17 protein-coding genes are annotated in these 21,138 nt (G+C 68.0%); 15 read left to right on the top strand and 2 right to left on the bottom strand.

Going from position 1 to position 21,138, the window contains the following annotated elements; all coding sequences use genetic code 11:
• Nucleotides 1-159: 159 nt before the first annotated feature.
• From KIP89_RS12210 to KIP89_RS12195, 4 genes are all read left to right on the top strand, one after another.
• Nucleotides 160-1,377, top strand: coding sequence for an LL-diaminopimelate aminotransferase (locus tag KIP89_RS12210; protein WP_213755716.1), 1,218 nt, complete (start codon nt 160-162; stop codon nt 1,375-1,377).
• A 57-nt stretch (nt 1,378-1,434) separates the two neighbouring features.
• Nucleotides 1,435-2,754, top strand: coding sequence for a homoserine dehydrogenase (locus KIP89_RS12205; RefSeq protein ID WP_213755715.1), 1,320 nt, complete (start codon nt 1,435-1,437; stop codon nt 2,752-2,754).
• A gap of 13 nt (nt 2,755-2,767) precedes the next feature.
• A complete protein-coding gene (gene glpX, locus KIP89_RS12200) occupies nt 2,768-3,766 on the top strand; it encodes a class II fructose-bisphosphatase (protein WP_213755714.1) in 999 nt (332 codons plus the stop codon).
• Nucleotides 3,767-3,982: 216 nt separating this feature from the next.
• Entirely contained in the window at nt 3,983-4,324 is a 342-nt protein-coding gene (locus tag KIP89_RS12195) for a hypothetical protein (protein WP_213755713.1), read from the top strand.
• A gap of 166 nt (nt 4,325-4,490) precedes the next feature.
• Here KIP89_RS12195 and KIP89_RS12190 read toward each other — a convergent pair whose 3' ends face one another.
• Nucleotides 4,491-5,186: an alpha/beta hydrolase gene (locus KIP89_RS12190; protein ID WP_213755712.1), complete on the bottom strand. Its 696-nt coding sequence runs from the start codon at nt 5,184-5,186 to the stop codon at nt 4,491-4,493.
• Between the two features lie 209 nt (nt 5,187-5,395).
• Between KIP89_RS12190 and KIP89_RS12185 the strand changes: the two genes are divergently transcribed.
• Nucleotides 5,396-6,265, top strand: coding sequence for a DMT family transporter (locus tag KIP89_RS12185; RefSeq protein WP_213755711.1), 870 nt, complete (start codon nt 5,396-5,398; stop codon nt 6,263-6,265).
• 57 nt (nt 6,266-6,322) lie between these two features.
• Here the strand turns inward: KIP89_RS12185 and KIP89_RS12180 are convergent, their stop codons facing one another.
• Nucleotides 6,323-7,690: an esterase-like activity of phytase family protein gene (locus KIP89_RS12180; protein WP_369807134.1), complete on the bottom strand. Its 1,368-nt coding sequence runs from the start codon at nt 7,688-7,690 to the stop codon at nt 6,323-6,325.
• Between the two features lie 173 nt (nt 7,691-7,863).
• On the opposite strand from KIP89_RS12180, the gene recJ reads away from it, so the two are divergent.
• The 10 genes from recJ to urtA all read left to right on the top strand — a co-directional run bounded on the left by recJ (nt 7,864) and on the right by urtA (nt 21,095).
• On the top strand, nt 7,864-9,684 hold the full coding sequence (gene recJ, locus KIP89_RS12175; protein ID WP_213755710.1) for a single-stranded-DNA-specific exonuclease RecJ: 1,821 nt from the start codon (nt 7,864-7,866) through the stop codon (nt 9,682-9,684).
• Between the two features lie 166 nt (nt 9,685-9,850).
• Entirely contained in the window at nt 9,851-11,164 is a 1,314-nt protein-coding gene (locus KIP89_RS12170) for a BaiN/RdsA family NAD(P)/FAD-dependent oxidoreductase (protein WP_369807133.1), read from the top strand.
• 307 nt (nt 11,165-11,471) lie between these two features.
• Nucleotides 11,472-11,759, top strand: coding sequence for a hypothetical protein (locus tag KIP89_RS12165; RefSeq protein ID WP_213755709.1), 288 nt, complete (start codon nt 11,472-11,474; stop codon nt 11,757-11,759).
• Nucleotides 11,760-11,932: 173 nt separating this feature from the next.
• Nucleotides 11,933-13,228: an imelysin family protein gene (locus tag KIP89_RS12160; RefSeq protein WP_213755708.1), complete on the top strand. Its 1,296-nt coding sequence runs from the start codon at nt 11,933-11,935 to the stop codon at nt 13,226-13,228.
• A gap of 7 nt (nt 13,229-13,235) precedes the next feature.
• The gene (locus KIP89_RS12155) at nt 13,236-14,693 is read left to right on the top strand and encodes a multicopper oxidase family protein (RefSeq protein ID WP_213755707.1); all 1,458 of its coding nucleotides are present in this window, start codon (nt 13,236-13,238) and stop codon (nt 14,691-14,693) included.
• The gene (locus KIP89_RS12150) at nt 14,693-16,006 is read left to right on the top strand and encodes a di-heme oxidoredictase family protein (RefSeq protein WP_213755706.1); all 1,314 of its coding nucleotides are present in this window, start codon (nt 14,693-14,695) and stop codon (nt 16,004-16,006) included. Before KIP89_RS12155 ends, KIP89_RS12150 begins: the two co-directional genes overlap by 1 nt.
• Before the next feature lie 12 nt (nt 16,007-16,018).
• Complete coding sequence (locus KIP89_RS12145) at nt 16,019-17,143, top strand: imelysin family protein (protein WP_213755705.1); 1,125 nt, start codon at nt 16,019-16,021, stop codon at nt 17,141-17,143.
• Nucleotides 17,144-17,153: 10 nt separating this feature from the next.
• A complete protein-coding gene (locus KIP89_RS12140; RefSeq protein ID WP_213755704.1) occupies nt 17,154-18,254 on the top strand; it encodes a DUF1513 domain-containing protein in 1,101 nt (366 codons plus the stop codon).
• 148 nt (nt 18,255-18,402) lie between these two features.
• Nucleotides 18,403-19,554, top strand: coding sequence for an aminotransferase (locus tag KIP89_RS12135; protein ID WP_213755703.1), 1,152 nt, complete (start codon nt 18,403-18,405; stop codon nt 19,552-19,554).
• Between the two features lie 230 nt (nt 19,555-19,784).
• Nucleotides 19,785-21,095, top strand: a complete 1,311-nt coding sequence (gene urtA, locus KIP89_RS12130; protein WP_213755702.1) for an urea ABC transporter substrate-binding protein — start codon at nt 19,785-19,787, stop codon at nt 21,093-21,095.
• The last annotated feature ends 43 nt before the right edge of the window (nt 21,096-21,138 follow it).

Below are 21,138 nucleotides of genomic sequence, written 5' to 3'. Positions count from 1 at the left end.
TTGCGTGAACTGACTTGCGGATACGGGCGCTGCGACAGTTATCATCACGCTTCTGCCCGTTTTGCCTGCGATCTCTCGCTGTGCGGGCGCAGGAACAGTGATATGTAGCGCCAATGTGCCGCTATCCGATGAATCGGGGCGGTTGGGAGCTTGAGACCGATGACCGATTTCCACCGTATCCGCCGGCTGCCGCCCTACGTCTTCGAGCAGGTCAACCGTGTGAAGGCCATCGCTCGCAACGGCGGCGCCGATATCGTGGATCTCGGCATGGGCAACCCGGACCTCGATGCCCCGGCCCATGTGGTGGAGAAGCTCAAGGACACTATCGGCCGCCCTCGTACCGACCGTTATTCGGCCTCGAAGGGCATTCCGGGTCTGCGCCGCGCGCAGGCGGCCTATTATGAGCGCCGCTTCGGGGTGAAGCTTAATCCCGATACGCAGGTGGTCGCCACCATCGGCTCGAAGGAAGGCTTCGCCAATATGGCGCAGGCCATCACCGCGCCGGGCGACGTGATCCTGGTGCCGAACCCGTCCTACCCGATCCACGCCTTCGGCTTCCTCATGGCCGGCGCGGCGATCCGTTCCGTGCCCTGCGAGCCGGGGCCGGAGTTCTTCCGGGCGCTGGAGCGCGCGGTGGCGCATTCGATTCCCTCGCCGCTGGCGCTCGTGCTCTGCTACCCGTCGAACCCGACGGCGTGCGTCGCCGATCTCGATTTCTACAAGGACTGCGTCGCCTTCGCGAAGAAGCACGACCTGATCCTGCTGTCCGACCTCGCCTATTCCGAGGTCTATTTCGACGGCAACCCGCCCCCTTCGGTGCTGCAGGTGCCGGGCGCCATGGATGTGACGGTCGAGTTCACCTCCATGTCCAAGACCTTCTCCATGGCCGGTTGGCGCATGGGCTTCGCGGTCGGCAATGAGCGGCTGATCGCGGCGCTGGCGCGGGTGAAGTCGTATCTCGACTACGGCGCCTACACGCCGATCCAGGTGGCGGCCACGGCGGCGCTCAACGGCCCGCAGGATTGCATCGCCGACATGCGCGCGGTCTACAAGAAGCGCCGCGACGCGCTGGTGGAGAGCTTCGGCAAGGCGGGGTGGGACATTCCCGTGCCGAGCGCCTCCATGTTCGCCTGGGCGCCGATCCCCGAGAAGTTCCGCCACATGGGCAGCGTCGAATTCGCCAAGCTGTTGATCGAAAAGGCGGATGTGGCGGTCGCGCCGGGCGTGGGCTTTGGCGAGCATGGCGACGACTATGTCCGCATCGCGCTTGTGGAGAACGAGCAGCGTATCCGGCAGGCCGCCCGCAATGTCCGGCGGTTCCTTGAAACGGGTGCGGAAACATTGCACAACGTCGTCCCTCTCGCTGCGGCGCGTTGACGCTCGGTCCTCCCGGGCGGCGCCGCTTTCTGGTCTTCTGTTGAGTTCGGACACATTATGGCGCCGCCGCTGAAAATTGGCATCGCCGGCCTCGGGACGGTCGGCGCGGGCGTGGTGCGCATGCTGGCGCGTCGCAAGGATGAGATCGCCGCCCGCACGGGTCGGGCCGTCGAGGTTGTCGCCGTCAGCGCCCGCGACCCATCCCGCAATCGCGATTGCGACCTTTCCGGTCTGCGCTGGTTCGACGATGCGGTGGCGCTCGCGGGCGATCCGGAGATCGACGTTTTCGTCGAACTGATCGGTGGTCATGAAGGCGTCGCGAAAGCGGCGGTCGAGGTCGCCATCGCGGCCGGCCACACCGTCGTCACGGCCAACAAGGCGCTGCTCGCCCATCATGGTGTGACGCTGGCCAGCGCGGCTGAGGCCAAGGGCGTCGGCATCCGTTTCGAGGCGGCGGTCGCTGGCGGCATTCCGGTCATCAAAACGCTGCGCGAGGCGCTGCTCGGCAACCGCATCGCCCGCGTCTCCGGTATTCTCAACGGCACCTGCAACTACATCCTGACCCGGATGCGCGACGAGGGCCTGTCCTTCGAATCCTGCCTCGATCAGGCGCAGAAGCTCGGCTATGCCGAAGCCGATCCCACCTTTGACGTCGATGGCTTCGACACCGCGCACAAGCTCTCGCTGCTCGCCGCGCTGGCCTTCGGCGTGCAGCCGGACCCCGATGCCATCCATGTCGAGGGCATCCGCTCCATCACGCTGGCCGATCTGGAGGCCGCCGATGAGCTTGGCTATCGCATCAAGCTGCTCGGTGTCGCGGCGCGCACGGAAAGCACGGTCGAGCTGCGTGTGCACCCGACCATGGTTCCCAAACATTGGCCGATCGCCCAGGTCTCCGGCGTCACCAACGCCGTCGCCATTGATGGCGATGCGGTGGCGCTGACCCTGGTGGGTCCCGGTGCGGGCAGCGATGCCACCGCCTCGGCCGTGGTCGGCGATATCTGCGATCTCGCCAGTGGCTCGTCGGGCACACCCTTTGGCTGGCGCGCGGAAACGCTGCGTCCGGCCGGCAAGGCGGCAATCCAGCGTCATGAAGGAGGGTATTATATCCGCCTGGCGGCGGTGGACCGGCCCGGAACGGCGGCAGCCATTGCCCGTCATATGGCCGAGCAGAATATTTCGCTCGAGTCCATAATGCAGCACCGCCGCGGTCGGCCTCACGGGGGCGATCGTGCGGAAAGCGCGGAGGACCCGGCACCCGTGGTGCTGATCACCTACGCCACCAACGAGGACGCGGTCCGCCGCGCGATCGCCGCCATCGAGATCGACGGCGTGATCGCGTTGCCGCCGCAGGTGATTCGGATCGAAAAGGACTAAGAGGGGCTGGACGATGGCGGAAGAGATTACGGTCAAGGCGGGTCAGGCGCTCGAGCGCATCCTGACGCTCGAACTGGTGCGCGTCACCGAGCGTGCGGCGGTGGCGTCGGCCAGCCTGCGCGGGCGTGGGGACGAGAAGGCGGCGGACAAGGCCGCGGTGGACGCCATGCGCCGCGAGCTGAACCGCCTGCCGATCGCCGGCCGCATCGTCATCGGCGAGGGTGAGCGCGACGAGGCGCCGATGCTGTTCATCGGTGAGGAACTCGGCACGGGGAAGGGCCCCGCCGTCGACATCGCCGTCGATCCGCTGGAAGGCACCACGCTCTGCGCCAAGAACATGCCCGGCTCGATCGCGGTGATGGCGATGGCGGAAGGCGGCACGCTGCTCTACGCCCCCGACGTCTACATGGACAAGATCGCCATCGGGCCGGGCTATCCCAAGGGCACGATCGACATTGACGGCTCGCCCGAGGACAACATCCACTCTCTGGCCAAGGCCAAGGGTGTGAAGCCGTCGGAGATTTCCGCGCTGATCCTCGATCGTCCCCGCCATGCGGCGCTGATCGAGGCGGTGCGCAAGACCGGCGCTGCCGTGCAGCTCATCACCGATGGTGACGTGGCCGGCGTCATCCACACCACCAACCCGGACGAGACCGGTGTCGACATCTATCTCGGCACGGGCGGCGCGCCGGAAGGCGTGCTGGCGGCTGCGGCGCTGCGCTGCATCGGCGGCGAAATGTATACGCGCCTCATCCTCGACACCGAGGAAAAGCGCGAGCGCGCCAAGAAGATGGGCATTGCCGACCCGAAGAAGATCTACACCATCACCGACATGGTGCGTGGCGACTGCCTGATCGCGGCCACCGGTGTGACCACCGGCAATCTGCTCAAGGGCGTGAAATATGAGCGGGGCGTGGTGAAGACCCATACCGTCGTCATGCGCTCCGCCTCCGGCACCGTCCGCTGGATCGAGGCCGAGCACCGCGACCTCTCCAAGTTCCATCTCGACTGAGCGCCGGGACATATTCGCGATGGAGCAGGGCGCCGCAGGGCGCCCTGTTGCGTTTAACCCACCCTCCGGCCATGCCGGCGGCGTGTGAGGAGGGTTGCGGGATCGCCGGCTTGGGCTTACCTCGGGCTATGGAAGCGGTCCGGTGTGCTGTATACCAAGGCCATCGCCGACCAGCATTCCGCAAGAATGCAACGCCAATTGCGAAGGGAACGACCCATGCCCGCTTCTCACTCCGAGCTCCCCGCCTTCCTCAAGACGATCGATACGCTGATCGCGGCCGGCAATTACAAGGAGGTCGCCGAGACCTACACGGCTTTCGTGACGGAGCACCCGACGACCAGCTACCTGGCGTCCGAGCCGATCCCCTTCAAGGTCAATGCTCATCTGTCGACGAAGTACGGTTCGTCGGCGACCACGACCTTCACGCTGCGCAACACGACCTGGACGTCCGACGTGAAGTCGGCGCTCAAGGCCGGCGGCGATGCCTTCGCCAGCCTGCTCGCGAAGTACGATGCCGAAGTGGCCGAGATCGCCCAGTCGGTGAAGAAGGTCGCCTGATCGCGTCCCCGACCGATCGCCAGGAAAGGCCGGCCTCGTGCCGGCCTTTTTGTTTCTGGCGTGCCGTTAGGTAATCCTCGTCAGGCCCGCCGGTCCAAGGGTCCGGCCCAAGATCGACCCAAGCCCACCCCAGGAGCCCGCTAGCGGGGCGACGACGCCGGACCGCTCACGCCGGCCGCGTGAGGTCCTTCAGGAAGTAATCCACCCCGAGCCGGACCATGGCCGGCTGCGAGGCGTGTGGCCCGCCATGCTCGACATAGGTGAGTTCATAGCCGGCATGACGCAGCGTCGCGGCATGCGAGCGGCCGGCCGTGTCGATCGGCGTCTGCGTGTCCTGCTGCCCGTGCGCGATGAACACCTTGGGCGAGCCCTCTTGCGCCAGCACCGTCATGAAGCCGGCTGAGAAAGCGAGGATGTGGGTCACGATCTGCCCATTGCTGAGCCCGTTCGAGAGCGAATAGCTGCCACCATCCGAATGGCCGGCAAAGGCGACATGGGTGGGATCCAGCGTGAAGCGGGAGGCCACCTCGGCCAGCCCGATATCGAGCCGCTCGCGGTCCGGCCCATTGCCGGCGATGACGATGTCCCAGGTCGGAAACAGCGATTGCGGTACCAGCAGCAGGAAACCCCGCTCCTCCGCATGGCGGCGCATGATCGGCAGGATTTTCTCCGCGCTGCCACCACCACCATGGAACAGGCACATCAGGGGCGTCGGGCGGGCGGCGTCGATGCCCTCCGGCACGATCAGCACATAGTCGCGCGTGTCGAACAGGCCGAGATCATGCCGGCCGGGCGGCAGCGGCGGCTTGAAAGGGGCGGCGTGCTGAAAGGAAAGGCGGCCGAGAAGCGAGAGATCGAGCATGGCGCGCACCTTAATGCGCTCGCCTCCTGTCGCAAGAGGGCAGGGCGCCGCGGCTCATCATGAGGAAGGCGCGGGGCAGGCATGGCGATCGCCGCCTTTGCTTTGTCGCCTGCTGGGGTTATCAGCGTCGCGCTGGCCGGACTCGCTCTCGCCGGTGGTCGGTTTCCGCCCGGGGCCGCCTCTTCCTCGCCTCGCCAGTGCTCCGCTTCATGCCCCTTCGCGACAAGCTGCTTGCCCTCGCCGTCGTCGGTGTCTGGGCGCTGAACATGATCGTCATCAAGCTCGGTGTGGCGGAGATCCCGCCGCTGCTGACCACGGCGCTGCGATTCGTCGTGGTTTCAGTGCTGGTGGTGCCCTTTACCCGTGTGAGCCGCGCGCAGCTTCCGGGCATCATCCTGGTGTCCTTCACCTTCGGCACGGTGCATTTCGGCCTGCTGTTCGCCGCGCTCGAACATGCGGAGGCCGGCACCAGCGCCGTGGTGATCCAGCTCGGGGCGCCGATCGCGACGGTGCTGGCCTGTCTGCTGCTGAAGGAACCGCTGGGCCGCCTGCGCAGCGCCGGGCTCGCCATTTCGCTGGCCGGCATCCTCATCCTCGCCGCCGGCCCGACCCTGCCGAGCCCGCTGGGTCTTGGCCTGCTGGTGGCCAGCGCGACCGGCTGGGCGGTGACCAATCTCATCGTCAACCGGCTGCCCGGTGTCTCGCCGATGACGATGATGGGCTGGTCCTCGCTGTTCTCCGTGCCGCAGCTGTTCCTCGCCTCATGGTTCTTCGAGGTGGATCGCTGGGGCATGATCGAGACGGCCGGCCTGCATGGCTGGATGGCGGTGATCTACAGCGCCATCGGCTCGTCCATCCTCGCCTACGGCATCTGGTACTGGCTGCTGCAGCGCCATTCGGTGAATGAGGTTGTGCCCTATTCGATGCTCAACCCGCTGCTCACCGTGCTGTTCGGCATCGTGCTGATCGGCGACGAGCCCTCGCCGGTGAAGCTGTTGGGGGCGCTGGTGATGGTGGTCGGCGTCGCGCTCATCCTGCGCAAGCCGGCCGCGCCGCCGACCCTGCCGGACACGGCGTGAGGACCGGGGCGTCGCCGCCCCGGCCCCCGATGTCGCGAGGCTCAGTTCACCCGAAGCTCACTTCGCCTTCAGGAAATCGCCCACGTCGAGCAGGATCAGCTCGTTGTCGTCCGCCTTCGCCGGGTCCCGCGAGGAGGAGAAGGGCAGGTTGTTGTCGTTGCCGACCACGATATGCGTGGCGTCGACCACATCGACATTCTCGATGGTGAAGAAGGGGAAGGTCAGCACGCCGTCATTCAGCGGCTTGCGGGCGACCTTGTTCGGGTCGGCGATGTTCATCAGGTCGATATGGCCGATCTTGCGCACCGGCTGGCCGGCATTGGCGTCGGTCAGCTCGATCTTGTAGATGCGCTTGAACTTGGCGAGATCGTGGAAGCAGTCCGGGCCCTTCGTGCCCTCGGCGCAGGCCTTGTCCTTGGTGCCTTCGCCATTGTCGCGCTCGATGATCAGGCCGGTGGTGCCGTCGATCATGTTGAAGTCGCCGATGGCGTTGCCGTTCTGCTCGAGAACGTACTGCCACATCCGGCCGGTCCATTTGCCGCCCGCGACGTCGAATTCGAGGATCGGCAGGAATTCCTTGCCGTCCGCGGTCTTCTGCCAGTCCTTCTTGTCAGCGTCCCAGAGCGGGCCTTCGAGCAGGGCGTAGAGGAACTTGCCGTCCTTGGAGGCGGCCATGCCCTCATAGCCCTTGGAGCGGCGCAGATTGAAGGCGGTCGGCGCGTTCGGCGCGGCGGGGGAGGTGACGGACGGGCTGTCGGGCGAGCGGACCGGCGTCTCGCCGGCCACCGTCTCGAACACCTGCTGCACCTTGCCGGTGAGATCCGCCTTGATCAGGAAGGGACCGAATTCCTCGCCGATCCACAGATCGTTGCCGATGATCTGGAAGCTCTCAATGTCGAAATCGGCGCCGGTCAGGTAACGCTTGTCCGTGCCCTCATGGACGATGCGGAACGGCACCTTCTTGTCGGGATCGGTGAGGAAGATGGTCTCGACCGGCTGGAACGCGCCCGCCGCCCAGTCGACCGTGTAATGGCGCAGGAACAGCGCCGCGTCGGGGCTGTTGGCCTTCGAGCCGAAGCCATTGTCGGTGATGATCCAGAACGAGCCGTCCGGCATCACCTTGATGCCCGAATGGCCCTGAACCGGCTGGCCCTTGAACGGCACCGAGACGCCCGTCGGGCGCCCGGCCGACTTGCCCATCACCGAGCCCAGCACCTCGACACGGGTACCGGTGGTGAACTTGCCGGAGGTCTTGAGGTCTGCCGGCGCGTCGGCCGGCATCTCGATGAAGGTTTCGGCCGGCAGCGCGGCATGGCCGGCGAGCGTCGCCGGATAGGTCTGGTCGGCGCGGGCGGCGGTGCCGGCGGTGGCAAGCGCCAACAGCGCGACAGCGGCACTGGCGAGCAGCGAGGAACGCAGCGACATGACGGGTCTCCTGTCGTGAGGATCGGGTGAGCCGAGATCGCCTTTCCTGACCGTCCTCCATGTCGCTGCGGCCACAATCGCACGACATGTTCATGACCCTCCGCGTCCGGCAGCGCCCGCCGGCCGTTCCGCCCCCTCGACGCGCCCGCCAAGTTAGGGCTTATCCTCGCTTCATGAGTCTGACCCTTCCCACAGCCGCCCCGGCCCCGCGTCCCTTCCTTGGCGTGAAGCACTCCGCCTGCGGCCGTTTCTGGCGCGAGCGGCTCGACGCGCGCGGCGCGCAGGTGACGCTTGCCATCGTCCAGCGCCAGGGCGTGCCGGAAATCCTTGCCCGCGTGCTGGCCGGGCGCGGCGTCGCCATCGACGAGGTCGAGGCCTATCTCGACCCCACGGTGCGCCGGCTGCTGCCCGACCCGGATACGCTGACCGACATGGCGCCCGCCGTCGCCCGCCTCGCCGATGCGGTGGAGAAGGGCGAGCCGGTCGCGGTGTTCGGCGACTATGATGTCGATGGCGCCACCTCGACCGCGCTGCTGGTCGAGGTGCTCAGGGCCGGCGGTCTCGACCCCGCCTTCTACATTCCCGACCGCATCTTCGAAGGCTATGGCCCCAATATCCCTGCCATCGAAGGGCTGGCGGCGCAGGGCGCCCGGCTGCTGGTGACGGTCGATTGCGGCACGATGAGCTTCGAGCCCTTCGCCCGCGCCCGCGAACTCGGCATGGACGTGGTGGTAATCGACCATCACCAGGCCGGCGAGAGCCTGCCGGAAGTCACCGCGCTGGTGAACCCGAACCGGGCCGATGACCTCTCCGGCCTCGGCCATCTCTGCGCCGTCGGCCTCGTCTTCGTCACCGCTGTCGGGCTGGTGCGCGAATTGCGGCAGCGCGGCTTCTGGACCGATGCCCGACCGGCCCCCGACCTGCTGTCCTTTCTCGACATCGTGGCGCTCGGCACGGTGGCGGATGTGGTGCCGCTCACCGGCCTCAACCGCGCCTTCGTCACCAAGGGGCTGATCGTGCTGCGCCAGCGCCTGCGGCCGGGGCTGACGGCGCTGATGGACGCGGCGCGGCTGTCCGGTCCGCCCAAGGCGTGGCATCTCGGCTTCCTGCTGGGGCCGCGCATCAATGCCGGCGGGCGCATCGGCGATGCCGCGCTCGGCACCAAGCTGCTGCTCGCCCGCGACCCTATCGAAGCGGCGGTGATCGCCTCCGAGCTTGACCGGCTGAACACCGAGCGCCAGCAGGTCGAGCGGGCCATCGTCGCGCAGGCGGAAGCCGAGGCGGAGGCCTCGCTCGGCCTTGCCGGGGAGGGCACGGTGATCCTGTCCTCGGGTGAGGGCTGGCATCCCGGCGTGGTCGGGCTGGTGGCTGCCCGGCTGAAGGAGAAGTTCGGCCGTCCGGCCTTTGCCATCGCCTTCACCGGGCCGATGGGGTCCGGCTCGGCGCGCTCCATTCCCGGCGTCGATGTCGGGCGTGCGGTACGCGGCGCGGTCGATCGCGGGCTGCTGGTCAAGGGCGGCGGCCACGCCATGGCGGCCGGGCTGACCATCGCCCGCGAGCGGCTCGGCGATCTCAGGGCCTATCTCGACGAGGTGCTTTCCGGCGCGGTCGAGGAGGCGAGGGGCGTCGACGAGACGGTGATCGACGGCGCGCTCTCGGCCGCCGGGGCGACGCCGGAACTGGTCGAACTGATCGAGCGGGCCGGTCCCTATGGTGCCGGCAATCCGCAACCGATCTTCGCCTTCCCGGCGCATCGTCTGGTCTATGCCGAGCCCGGCAATTCCGAACAGGTGCGCCTGCGCTTGCGAAGCTCGGACGGCACGGTTCTGTCTGGTGTCGCCTTCCGCGCGGTGAACACCCCGCTGGGGCAGGCGCTGCTCGCCGCGCGCGGCCAGACCGTCCATGTCGCCGGCATGCTGGAACTTGATAGCTGGCAGGGCCGCACGCAGGTCAATCTGCGGGTCTGCGATGTCGCGATTCCCGACATCACCTGAAAGATCAATAAGATGGCGCCGTTTTCGGAATCGCGATGGCACCGAGTTGAATCAGTCTTTCAGCCTCGCGCAGTGGGACTGAATCGGTGTCGCGCAATCCGCTTCTATCCCTTGGAGCCGACTCGGCAATTGCGCCGGACTTCACACGGAATCGGAATGTGAACCGGTGAACGCAAAGCCTTCATCCGACTCGCGAAAGCCGACAATCGCCATCATCGGCGCCGGACCCGCCGGGCTGATCGCGGCGGAGGTGCTGGCGCGCGGCGGTTGCGCGGTGACCCTCTATGAGCGGATGGCCTCGCCCGCCCGCAAATTCCTGATCGCCGGCCGGGGCGGTCTGAACCTCACCCATTCCGAGCCGCGCGAGACCTTCCTCGCCCGCTATGGCGCGGCGGCGGAGTGGCTGGCGCCGATGATCGACGCTTTTCCGCCCGGCCGCTTGCAGGGCTGGGCGGAGGGGCTGGGCATCGCCACCTTCATCGGTTCCAGCGGCCGGCTGTTCCCGGAGAGCTTCAAGGCCTCGCCGCTGCTGCGGGCCTGGCTTGGCTGGCTGGACGGTCTCGGGGTCCGCCTCGCCGCGCGCCATCACTGGCTGGGCTGGGACGCGGCCGGCGCCTTGCGCTTCGCGACGCCGGAGGGGGAGGAGGCCATTACAGTGGATGCCACGCTGCTGGCGCTCGGCGGGGCAAGCTGGCCGCGTCTGGGCAGCGATGGCGGCTGGGTTCCTCGGCTGCGTGGCCTCGGCGTTGAAGTGGCCGCCTTGCGGCCGGCCAATAGCGGCGCGCTGATCGGCTGGTCCGATATGTTCCGCTCGCGCTTCGCCGGTGAGCCGCTCAAGCGCATCGCGCTGACGGTCGATGGCGCAACGGTGCGTGGCGAGGCGATGATCGACCCTTCCGGGCTTGAGGGGGGCGCGGTCTACGCCCTTTCGGGCCGGCTGCGCGACGTGGTGGCGCGGGATGGCCGCGCGATCCTCACCCTCGACCTGCGGCCCGACCTCTCCCTTGAGCGTCTCGCGGAACGCCTCGGCGCCAGCCGCAAGGGCGAGTCGCTGGCCAACCGTCTGCGCAAGGCGGCGGGTCTCTCGCCGGCAGCGGCGGGCCTGCTGCGCGAGGGGGCGGGGGCCTCGGGAGCCTTGCCCTCGGACCCCGCCGGCCTCGCCGCCCTCATCAAACATCTGCCGCTCACCGTCACCGGCATGGCCGGGCTGGAGCGGGCCATCTCATCGGCGGGTGGCGTGTCGCGCGATGAATTGACCGAAGGGCTGGAACTGCGTGTCCGGCCCGGCCTGTTCCTCGCGGGCGAAATGCTGGACTGGGAGGCGCCGACCGGCGGCTATCTGCTGCAGGCCTGCTTCGCGACGGGTGTCGCGGCCGCCAAAGGCGTACTGGCCCGTCTCGGTCGGGAGACGCCGGATATCTGGTCGGGGGAATGGTGCGCCCGCCCGCGGGAGCGGGCTGAAGCGCGGGACGACGGCTGAGGGAGCGCGTGCCATCGTCCCGCGCGGTTCACGAGACCTGCCGGGAAAGGGCCTCGCGAAACCTGTGCCGCTTTGAGAAAGCGGCAGCAATAACGTCGCCAGCGGTTAGATGAAGCTGCCAGCGAGGAGATGATTACTCGGAGCGAAGAGAATAAACAACGATTATCTTCCGTTATTATTATAGTTCTAAACAGTGACAGTCGTCTATAGTTTGGCGGCGGACAGCGGTGCGTCCGGCGCTTGCGGCGGAGCGCGGCGGGGCTTACCTGCTGGCGGGCACGGCATCGCCGGCCTGAGGAGGAGCGTGATGGCACGTCTGTTTTTCCGTCGCGGGCAGAGCGAGGAAGCGGCCCCCGACGCCGCGCGCGAACTCGCGACGCGGGCACGGGCGATACTCGGCGTTGGCGAGGACACCACCGTGTCGATCACCGAGATCGCCTGCGGTGACCCGGCCTGCGGCGGAGCCGAGACGGTCGTGCTGGTGATGCGGCCGGGCCGGCGCACCGAGGCGGCGAAGCTCTATTGCCCGCTGGCGCGCGTCTCGGATGACGACCTACGCGAGGCGCTGCAACCCCTTCTCGACGCTGCGTCATAATTGTCATCGCTGTCAAAAGTAACGCAACGTATTGACGGTCACGCCGCGCGGTCTTTGAATATCGAAAGTATGTAATAATTCTAATCTGACAGCCGAACACTTGCGACGTCTTGCAGGGCTGGCGTAGGAGTCTCCGATCACGAACGCCTGTGGGGGCGACGGGAGGAGAAACCATGCGAGCCAAAACCTTGTTTGCCGCACCGCTGCTGGCCGCCGTTGCGCTCGGCGCCATCATCGCCGCCGGTCCGGCCGCGGCGCAGACCGCGGCGCCGAAGGTGCACGACGTTATCGTCACCTATGCCAACATCGCCGAGGCGATGTATGGCGACAGCCTGAAGACGGCCAAGGACCTGCAGAGCGCGGTCAACGCTTTCATCGCCGCGCCGACGCAGGCCAATCTCGACGCGGCCAAGGCTGCGTGGAAGGCCGCCCGCGTGCCCTACCAGCAGACCGAGGGCTTCCGCTTCGGCAACGCCATCGTCGACGATTGGGAAGGACGCGTGAACGCCTGGCCGCTCGACGAGGGTCTGATCGACTATGTCGACGCCAAGTCCTATGGCGACGCCTCGGACGAGAACCCGCTCTACACCGCCAATGTGATCGCCAACACCAAGATCCGCGTCGGCAAGAAGACCATCGACGCCAGCAAGATCACCCCCAAGCTGCTCGACAGCCTGCAGGAGGCCGGCGGCGTCGAGTCGAACGTCGCCATCGGCTATCACGCCATCGAGTTCCTGCTGTGGGGCCAGGATCTGAACGGCACCGGGCCGGGCGCCGGCAAGCGTCCCGCCACCGATTACGACACCGCCAACTGCACCAACGGCCATTGCGACCGCCGCGCCGCCTATCTCAAGGCCGCGACCGACCTGCTCGTGTCGGACCTCGAGGACATGGCCAAGGCGTGGAGCGCCAAGGGCAAGGCCCGCGCCGCCGTGCTCAAGCAGAAGGACAAGGCCGCGCTCGGCACCATCCTCACCGGCCTCGGCTCGCTCTCCTATGGCGAGCTGGCGGGCGAGCGGATGAAGCTCGGCCTCATCCTGCACGACCCGGAGGAGGAGCATGACTGCTTCTCCGACAACACCCACAACTCGCACTATTACGACGAGCTGGGCATCGCCTCGATCTATCGCGGCAAGTACACCCGCGTGGATGGCACGGTCGTGGAAGGCCCCTCGGTCGCCGCCTATGCGGCCGCCAAGGCGCCGGACGCGGCGAAGGAAGCCGACGCCAAGGTCGACGCCGCGCTCGCCGCGCTGAAGGCGATCAAGGACGAGGCCGACAGCGGCAAGGAAGCCTATGACCAGATGATCGGCGAGGGCAACGCGGCCGGCAACAAGCTGGTGCAGACCGGCGTCGATTCGCTGGTCGCCCAGACCCGCGGCTTCGAGGGCGTGGTCGCCGCGCTGAAGCTGAAGATCAAGGTCGAGGGTTCGGACAGCCTGGACGACCCCTCCAAGGTCGGTCAGTGAGGCCGTCATGAGGTCACGCGGCGCGGGTCTCTCGCGCCGCGCCTTTCTCGGCGCGGGCGCGGCCCTCGGTGCGCTGGGAGCGATCGCTCCCTCGCGCCTTGGGCAGGCGCGCGCGCCGGCGCCTTTCCTGCCGACCGACCGGCTGACACTCGCCGCCGGCCCGCTGGACATGCGCCTGCTCGGCCCGGACGGACCTGCGACGCCCTGTTACGCCTATGATGGCGAGCCCTTCCGCCTCATCCGTCTGCCACGCGGCGCCCGGCTTGAGGCGACCTATGCGAACGGGCTTCATGAGGGCAGCTCGCTGCATTTCCACGGCATCCGCATGCCGAACGAATTCGACGGCGTGCCCCCGCTGACCCAGCCGCTGGTCGAGCCGGGCGGGCGCTTCGTCCACCAGTTGCCGCTGGACGATCCCGGCACCTTTTTCTTCCACCCCCATTGCGACGAGACCGGGCAGGCCGGGCGCGGGTTGGTCGGCGTGCTCATCGTCGAGGATCCGCGCGACCCGCGCTTCGATGCCGAGCATGTGCTCTGCCTGAAGGACTGGCGCCTCGCCGAGGACGGCAGCTTCCTGCCGCTCACCGAGGCCGACGGCGCCTCCAAGGCCGGCACCTATGGCGCCACCCGCACCTGCAACGGCCAGCCGCGCCTCGCGCTCGACGCTCCCGCCGGCGGCGATGTGCGCCTGCGCATCCTCAATGTCGACTCCACCCGCGTGATGGATATTGGCGTCGAGGGCGGCGAGGCCTGGCTGATCGCTGTGGACGGCCATGCGCTGAAGCCGGTGAAGCTCGACGACCTGCCGGATGGCATCTGGCGCATGGGTCCGGCGCAGCGCATCGACCTGCATGTGCGCATGCCGGCCTCAGGCGCGCCGGTGACGCTGGGCGACTACCGCGCATCCGATGTCTATGCCTTCGCCACGCTCACCGCGCGGGGCCGGACAAAGCCGCGCAAGGGTCCGCTCGCCCTGCCGCCCGCCACGCTGCCGGCGCCGGAGCTGAAGAAGGCCGAGGCGCTCTCCTTCACCCTCCAGCAGGCGACCGATGCCGCCGTTCAGGAACTCGGCCTGCCGCCCGACGATCCGCTCGCCAAGGCGCTGGTGGCGAGCTTCTGCGTGGGCGCGGCGACCTATTGGTCGATCGGCCAGGTTTCCTGGTCGGCCGGCACGCGGCTCGGCTTGCCGCCGCCGCTGGCGCGCATGGAGGTGGGCAAGAGCTACCGCATCACCATCAAGAACGAGACACGCTTTCCCCACCCGATCCACCTGCACGGCCACGCCTTCGCCGTGCTCGGTTCCAGCAAGGGGCGCCTGCCGCTGCATTTCGCCGACACCGTGCTGGTGCAGCCCGGCGAGGCGGTCGACATCGCCTTCGTCGCCGCGCCCGGCGACTGGGTCTTCCACTGTCACATCCTCGAACATATGGAGACCGGCATGATGGGCTGGTTCCGAGTGGTGTGATGGGTGCCCGCTCACGCCTATTCGGCCATGCCGAGCTTGCTCCCTCGCCCCGTCGGGGAGAGGGCTGTGGTGAGGGGGAGGGCGCCTTCGGCGGAGTCTCCGCTGTATCCCGGATCGGCGCCATCCCCCTGCTGCTCGCCTCCCTGCTGCTGCCGCTCCCCGCCACCGCCGCGGAGGACGGGCTGGACGTCGCCATCGGCAAGGCGCTGTTCGAGCGGCCCTGGGTGCCGGCGCCGAGTTCCACCCGCGCCAATGACGGTCTGGGTCCGCTGTTCGATGCCCGCTCCTGTTCCGCCTGCCATCTCGGCGCCGGCCGGGGCGCGACGGCGGTGAATGCGGAGGGGCGGCCGGAAGGGCTCGGGCTGGTGCTGTCCCTGTTCCAGCCCGATGGCGGGCCGGACCCGGTCTATGGCCACCGGCTGGAGACCATGACGCTGCCGGGCGTGCCCGCCGAGGGCACTATTGGCGTCGCCGATGAGAAGAGGCGTCGCGTGCCGCGCGCGGATGATCCGGGCTATGGCCCGCTCGATCCCGCCACCCATATCTCGCTGCGCTCGGCGCCGGATTTGCGCGGACGCGGTCGGCTGGAGCGCGTCGACGATGCCGCCATTCTCGCGCTGGAAGACCCGCAGGACCGCGATGGCGACGGCGTGCGGGGACGCGCGCGCCGGCTCGACCACGCCGAAGGGGGCTCGATGATCGGCCGCTTCGGCTGGAAGGCGAGCCATGCCGATCTCGCCAGCCAGACATCGGAAGCCTTTGCGCTCGATCTCGGCCTCTCGACGCCGCTGCGCCCCGAGCCTTGGGGCGATTGCACGGACGCGCAGACCGCCTGCCGCAACGCCCCTCATGGCCGCGAGGCGGAAGGCGAGCCGGAAATCTCCGACGCCATCGTCTCCCGCATCGTCACCTATCTGCGCAGCCTGAAGGTGCCAGCCAGCGAGCCCGACCGGCGCGGCGAAAAGCTGTTCGCCGCCACCGGCTGCGCCACCTGCCATCGCCCCTCGCTGCCGACGCGCGATGGCGCCAGCCTTGCCCTGTTCACCGATGTGCTGCTGCACGACATGGGCGAGGGGCTGGCGGACAGTTCCGGCGTGCCGGGAGCGGATGCCGCTGAATGGCGCACCGCGCCGCTGGCCGGCCTGTCGCGTTCGCTGGCGCGCGCTCAGGGCCTGCTGCATGACGGCCGCGCCGCGACCGTCGCGGAGGCGGTGCGCTGGCACGACGGCGAGGCCGCCGGGGCCCGTGCCCGCTTCGAGGCGCTGGATGACCGCCAGCGCCGTCTCCTGCTCGACTATGTGTCTTCACTCTGACCGAGGCCGCCAATGAACCGTTCTCCCTTTGCGCTGGCGCTCGCGCTGGCAAGCCAGATCGGTCACGCGGCGCAAGCACTGCCGGGCGTCGCCGGCGCGACGGCTTTGCTCTCGGGCCTGCTGGTCAGCCGGGCCAATGCCGCCGTCATCTCCGCGCCCGAGGTGGTCGAGCAATGGCTGCTGCCGCGCTATGACGCGCTGCTCGCCGCCACCCGATCCCAGCAAAAAGCATGGGAGACCTTCTGCGCCAAACCGACAGCGGAGGGCGTCGCCGAACTCAAGACCCGCTTCGCCGCGGTCTCCGACGCCTGGGCCTCGGTCGAGTTCATCACCTTCGGCCCGGTCATGCTGTCGCTGCGGCCGGATCGCTTCAACCTGTTCCCGGAGCGGCGCAACGCGGTCGGCCGTTCGGTGGCCGAGATCATCGGCGACGCGACCGATGAGCGGCTGGGGCCGGACCGCTTCTTCCGTCTGAGCGCGGCGGTGCAGGGCCTGCCGGCGCTGGAGCGCGTCCTCTATGATGACGGCGCGGCGGCGGCGCTGGTGGTTGGGGCGGAGGCAACGCGTCGCTGCGCCCTTGGCCGGGCGATCGCGCTCAACCTCGCGACCATCGCCGCTGAGCTGCGTGAGGGCTGGGGCGACCGGCAGTCGGGGTTGCTGGCGCAATTGCTGGCCGGCAAATCCGACGCCGTCTATTTCCCGGATCCCGAGGCCCTGCTGAGCCAGATCGTCACCGATCTGGCCGGCGCCTATCAGCGCGTGGTGGATCAGCGTCTTCTGGTGGTGCTGGGCAAGAGCGCGGACGACGCCAAGCCGCTGCTGGCGGACCGCCGGCGCAGCGGCCTCTCGCATGCGACCATCCTCGCCATCATCGCCAGCGCCGACGATCTGGCCAACAGGCTCGCCGTGGGGCTGGACGCCAAGGGCCGCGCGACTATCGAGAAGACCATGGCGGGGGCCGACGCGGCGGCGAAGGCGTTGCCCGAGGACATTGGCGAGGCGGCGACCACGGCCGCGGGGCGCAAGACGCTTCAGGCCGCGATCACCGCCTTCAAGGCGGCGCAGGCGAGCGTTGCCAGTCCGCTGGCCTCCGGCCTCGGCGTGCCGCTCGGCTTCAACGCGCTCGACGGCGACTGAGGAGACGAGCATGGGCCTGTTCGAACTTTCCCGTCGCAGCGTGCTCGGCGCTCTCGCGGCGGCCCCGCGCGTGCTGTTCGGCGGCGCCGCCCATGCGCAGGATCATCAGCTCGACGCCGAATGGGTCGGCACGGCGGGCATTGGCGAGGGCTTCGCGCCGGTGGTGCTGTCCCCGGACCTTAACGCGACGCCGGTCGGGCTGGGCGGGCAGCGGCTGCACTGGGTCGAGCCCTGCCCGGACGGGCGTACCGCCATCGCGGTCGCGCGCCGGCCCGGCACCACCGCCATCCTGTTCGACCGCCGCGCCGGCACGGTGCTCGCGACCTTCGAGCCGGGGGAGGGGCGCGTCTTCTCCGGCCATGGCCGGTTCATCGACGGTGGGGATCGCTTCCTGGCGGTGGAGATCGAGCGGGCGAGCGGGCAGGGCGTGGTGACCCGCCGCATCGTCGGCGCGGCCTTCGCCATCGAGGCGGAATGGACGTCGTCCGGCATCGGTCCGCACGACCTGCTGCCGGCGGGCGGCGCGCTCATCGTCGCCAATGGCGGGGTCGAGCCGCACACGCCCGAGGCCGTGGGCGCGGAGATCGCCGGCGCCAGCGTCGCGCGGCTCGACCCTTTGAACGGGGCCACCCGCGCGGTGGCGGCGCTGGAGGAGGATCTCGCCTCGCTCTCGCTGCGCCATCTCGCCCGCGCGCCGGACGGCTTCACCGTCGTCGCGGCGCAGGACCTGCTCGCCGACGGCCTCGCCCGCCCGCTGCTCTATGCGGTGGCGGACGCGCGGCTCACCGCTTTCGACGCGCCGGACGCGGAATGGCGCGGGCTGCGCACCTATGTCGGCTCGGTCGCCTTCGACGCTTCCGGCGCCTATGTCGCCGCCGCCAGCCCGCGCGGCAACCGCGTCGCGGTGTGGCGCCGCGACGGACGCTTCATCGGCGGTCTGACGCTGGTGGATGGCTGCGGCCTCGCCCCGACGCGTGAGGCGGGCCAGTTCCTGGCGACAAGCGGTCTTGGCGAGATCGCGCTGCTGGCGACGGATGGGGAATCGGTCGGTGTGGTCAGCCGCGTCAAGAAGAACCTGCGCTTCGACAACCACGCGGCTCTTGTTGCCTGAACCGAGGCGCTGAACTCCCGCGTCTGATCGGATCGGATGGAGATCGGCAAGGGACCCTCGGCGCGGCCCCTTTTCTTTTGTCCCGGCGGGAACGATAAGGACGCGCGCTTTGTGTCCAAGCTTTTCGTTTCCGTTCCGGGACTGTGGAATGAACACGCTTTTCGCCAACCTGCCGACCACGGTGTTCGAGACCATGTCGCGCCTCGCGCGCGAGCATCAGGCGGTCAATCTCGGGCAGGGCTTTCCCGATGATCCCGGCCCGCTGGATGTGCGCGAGAAGGCGGCGCAGGCGGTGGTGCATGGCTGGAACCAGTACCCGCCCATGATGGGCCTGCCGGAGCTTCGGCACGCCGTCGCCGATCACTACCGCCACTGGCAGGGGCTCGACCTCGACGCGGAAGCCGAGGTGATGATCACCTCCGGCGCCACCGAGGCGCTGGCCGGTGCGCTGCTGGCGCTGATCGAACCGGGCGACGAGGTGGTGCTGTTCCAGCCGCTCTATGATGCCTATCTGCCGCTGGTGCAGCGTGCCGGCGGCGTCGCGCGGCTGGTCCGCCTGGCGCCGCCTTACTGGGAACTGACCGAAGAGGCGCTCTCGGCGGCGTTCACGCCGAAGACCCGGCTGGTGCTGTTCAACAACCCGCATAATCCCACCGGCCGCGTGTTTTCGCGCGGGGAACTGGAGCTGCTGGCCGCGTTCTGCCGGCGCTCGGACGCGGTTCTGGTAAGTGACGAGGTGTGGGAGCATGTGATCTTTGACGGGCACATCCACCAGTCCTGTCTCAGCCTGCCGGGCCTGCGCGAGCGCAGCGTGAAGATCGGCTCGGCCGGCAAGATATTCGGCATGACCGGCTGGAAGGTCGGCTTCGTCTGCGCCGCGCCGGGGCTGATGAAGGTGCTGTCCAAGGCGCACCAGTTCCTGACCTTCACCACGCCGCCGGCCCTCCAGCACGCCGTGGCTTATGGGTTGGGCAAGCCGCGTGACTGGTTTCTGGACACCCGCGCCGAGTTGCAGCGTTCGCGGGACCGGCTGGCTCTCGGGCTCTCGCAGGCGGGATTTCCCGTGCTTCCCTCGTCGGCGACCTATTTCCTCAATGTCGATCTGGCCCCGCTCGCCCTCAACATCGACGATGCGGCGTTCTGCCAGCAGATGGTGACGCAGCGCGGGGTGGCGGCGATCCCGGTCTCGGCCTTCTACGCGCAGGAGGCGGTGCGCAGTGTTGTCCGCTTCTGCTTTGCCAAGACGGATGCCACGCTCGATCTCGCCCTCGCGCGCCTTGGCGATGTCCGGCACGGTTGAGGAGCGGGCAGGTAGACCTGAAATGTATACACATAAGACAAAGGTCGAACATTCTTCGCCTATTTCATGATGCTGCTGCATGCTTCTTAGGCAAGTTCGATGGATCGAAATTTGAATTACTATTGCGCAGCGTTTCCGGGCGGCATCGCGGAACTTGGCACGGGCATTGCAAACTTCCCCATCGGCACGCGGACGGGGGTCCTGCGTGTGAAATCCAGAAGGGAAATAAGATGCTCAACCTGTTCAGTCAGGCGCGGCGGGTCGCCGGTCGCGCCGCCTTCGGCGCGGCTGCCCTCGCGCTGGCCGGCGCCGGCGTGCCCGCGCACGCCCAGGAAACCATCAAGGTCGGTGTGCTGCATTCGCTCTCCGGCACCATGGCCATCAGCGAGACCACGCTGAAGGACACTGTGCTGTTCATGGTGCAGGAGCAGAACGCCAAGGGCGGCGTGCTCGGCAAGAAGCTTGAGGCTGTGGTCGTCGATCCCGCGTCCAACTGGCCGCTGTTCGCCGAGAAGGCGCGCGAACTCCTGTCCAAGGACAAGGTCGCGGTCGTGTTCGGCTGCTGGACCTCGGTGTCGCGCAAGTCCGTGCTGCCCGTGTTCAAGGAACTGAACGGCCTGCTGTTCTACCCCGTCCAGTATGAGGGCGAGGAGAGCGAGCGCAACGTGTTCTACACCGGTGCCGCCCCGAACCAGCAGGCGATCCCGGCCGTCGATTATCTGATGGAAAACGAGGACGTGCAGCGTTGGGTGCTCGCCGGCACCGACTATGTCTATCCGCGCACGACCAACAAGATCCTCGAAGCCTATCTGAAGTCCAAGGGCGTCAAGGCCGAGGACATCATGATCAACTACACGCCGTTCGGCCACTCCGACTGGCAGACCATCGTCGCCGACATCAAGAAGTTCGGCTCGGCTGGCAAGAAGACCGCGGTGGTCTCCACCATCAATGGTGACGCCAACGTGCCGTTCTACAAGGAACTCGGCAATCAGGGCATCAAGGCGACCGATATCCCGGTCGTGGCCTTCTCGGTCGGTGAAGAAGAACTCGCCGGTATCGACACCAAGCCGCTCGTCGGCCACCTCGCCGCGTGGAACTACTTCCAGTCGGTCGACGTGCCGGAGAACAAGGACTTCATCAAGAAGTGGCAGGCCTACACCAAGAACGACAAGCGCGTGACCAATGACCCGATGGAAGCCACCGTCATCGGCTTCAACATGTGGGTCAAGGCGGTCGAGAAGGCCGGCACCACCGATCCGGACGCGGTGATCGACTCGATCATCGGCGTCTCCGTGCCGAACCTCTCGGGCGGCTATTCGGCGATGATGCCGAACCACCACATCACCAAGCCGGTGCTGATCGGCGAGATCAAGGATGACGGCCAGTTCGACATCGTCGAGCAGACCCCGGGCCTGATCGTTGCCGAAGAGTGGTCGCCCCACCTCGAAGGGTCGAAGGACCTGATCGCGGATTGGCGCAAGCCGCTGAACTGCGGCAACTTCAACGTCAAGACGGGCAAGTGCGGCGGCGCCGGCCAGTGAGCCGCAACGCCTGACCGTCCTCGCATCGCCGGTCGCCCACGGG

Origin of the sequence: Ancylobacter radicis (assembly GCF_018449475.1) — a bacterium.
GTDB lineage: Bacteria > Pseudomonadota > Alphaproteobacteria > Rhizobiales > Xanthobacteraceae > Ancylobacter > Ancylobacter radicis.
The sequence above is the reverse complement of the archived record's forward strand: the minus strand, read 5'-3'. Positions and strand labels throughout refer to the sequence as shown.

What these genes read in the sequence shown, in the direction of transcription:
- KIP89_RS12205 (WP_213755715.1), top strand. Translation starts at nt 1,435, where the DNA reads ATGGCGCCGCCGCTGAAAATTGGCATCGCCGGCCTCGGGACGGTCGGC.
- KIP89_RS12150 (WP_213755706.1), top strand. Translation starts at nt 14,693, where the DNA reads ATGGGTGCCCGCTCACGCCTATTCGGCCATGCCGAGCTTGCTCCCTCG.
- KIP89_RS12155 (WP_213755707.1), top strand. Translation starts at nt 13,236, where the DNA reads ATGAGGTCACGCGGCGCGGGTCTCTCGCGCCGCGCCTTTCTCGGCGCG.
- KIP89_RS12135 (WP_213755703.1), top strand. Translation starts at nt 18,403, where the DNA reads ATGAACACGCTTTTCGCCAACCTGCCGACCACGGTGTTCGAGACCATG.
- KIP89_RS12145 (WP_213755705.1), top strand. Translation starts at nt 16,019, where the DNA reads ATGAACCGTTCTCCCTTTGCGCTGGCGCTCGCGCTGGCAAGCCAGATC.
- urtA (WP_213755702.1), top strand. Translation starts at nt 19,785, where the DNA reads ATGCTCAACCTGTTCAGTCAGGCGCGGCGGGTCGCCGGTCGCGCCGCC.
- KIP89_RS12165 (WP_213755709.1), top strand. Translation starts at nt 11,472, where the DNA reads ATGGCACGTCTGTTTTTCCGTCGCGGGCAGAGCGAGGAAGCGGCCCCC.
- glpX (WP_213755714.1), top strand. Translation starts at nt 2,768, where the DNA reads ATGGCGGAAGAGATTACGGTCAAGGCGGGTCAGGCGCTCGAGCGCATC.
- KIP89_RS12185 (WP_213755711.1), top strand. Translation starts at nt 5,396, where the DNA reads ATGCCCCTTCGCGACAAGCTGCTTGCCCTCGCCGTCGTCGGTGTCTGG.
- KIP89_RS12160 (WP_213755708.1), top strand. Translation starts at nt 11,933, where the DNA reads ATGCGAGCCAAAACCTTGTTTGCCGCACCGCTGCTGGCCGCCGTTGCG.
- KIP89_RS12140 (WP_213755704.1), top strand. Translation starts at nt 17,154, where the DNA reads ATGGGCCTGTTCGAACTTTCCCGTCGCAGCGTGCTCGGCGCTCTCGCG.
- KIP89_RS12190 (WP_213755712.1), bottom strand. Translation starts at nt 5,186, where the DNA reads ATGCTCGATCTCTCGCTTCTCGGCCGCCTTTCCTTTCAGCACGCCGCC.
- KIP89_RS12195 (WP_213755713.1), top strand. Translation starts at nt 3,983, where the DNA reads ATGCCCGCTTCTCACTCCGAGCTCCCCGCCTTCCTCAAGACGATCGAT.
- recJ (WP_213755710.1), top strand. Translation starts at nt 7,864, where the DNA reads ATGAGTCTGACCCTTCCCACAGCCGCCCCGGCCCCGCGTCCCTTCCTT.
- KIP89_RS12180 (WP_369807134.1), bottom strand. Translation starts at nt 7,690, where the DNA reads ATGTCGCTGCGTTCCTCGCTGCTCGCCAGTGCCGCTGTCGCGCTGTTG.
- KIP89_RS12210 (WP_213755716.1), top strand. Translation starts at nt 160, where the DNA reads ATGACCGATTTCCACCGTATCCGCCGGCTGCCGCCCTACGTCTTCGAG.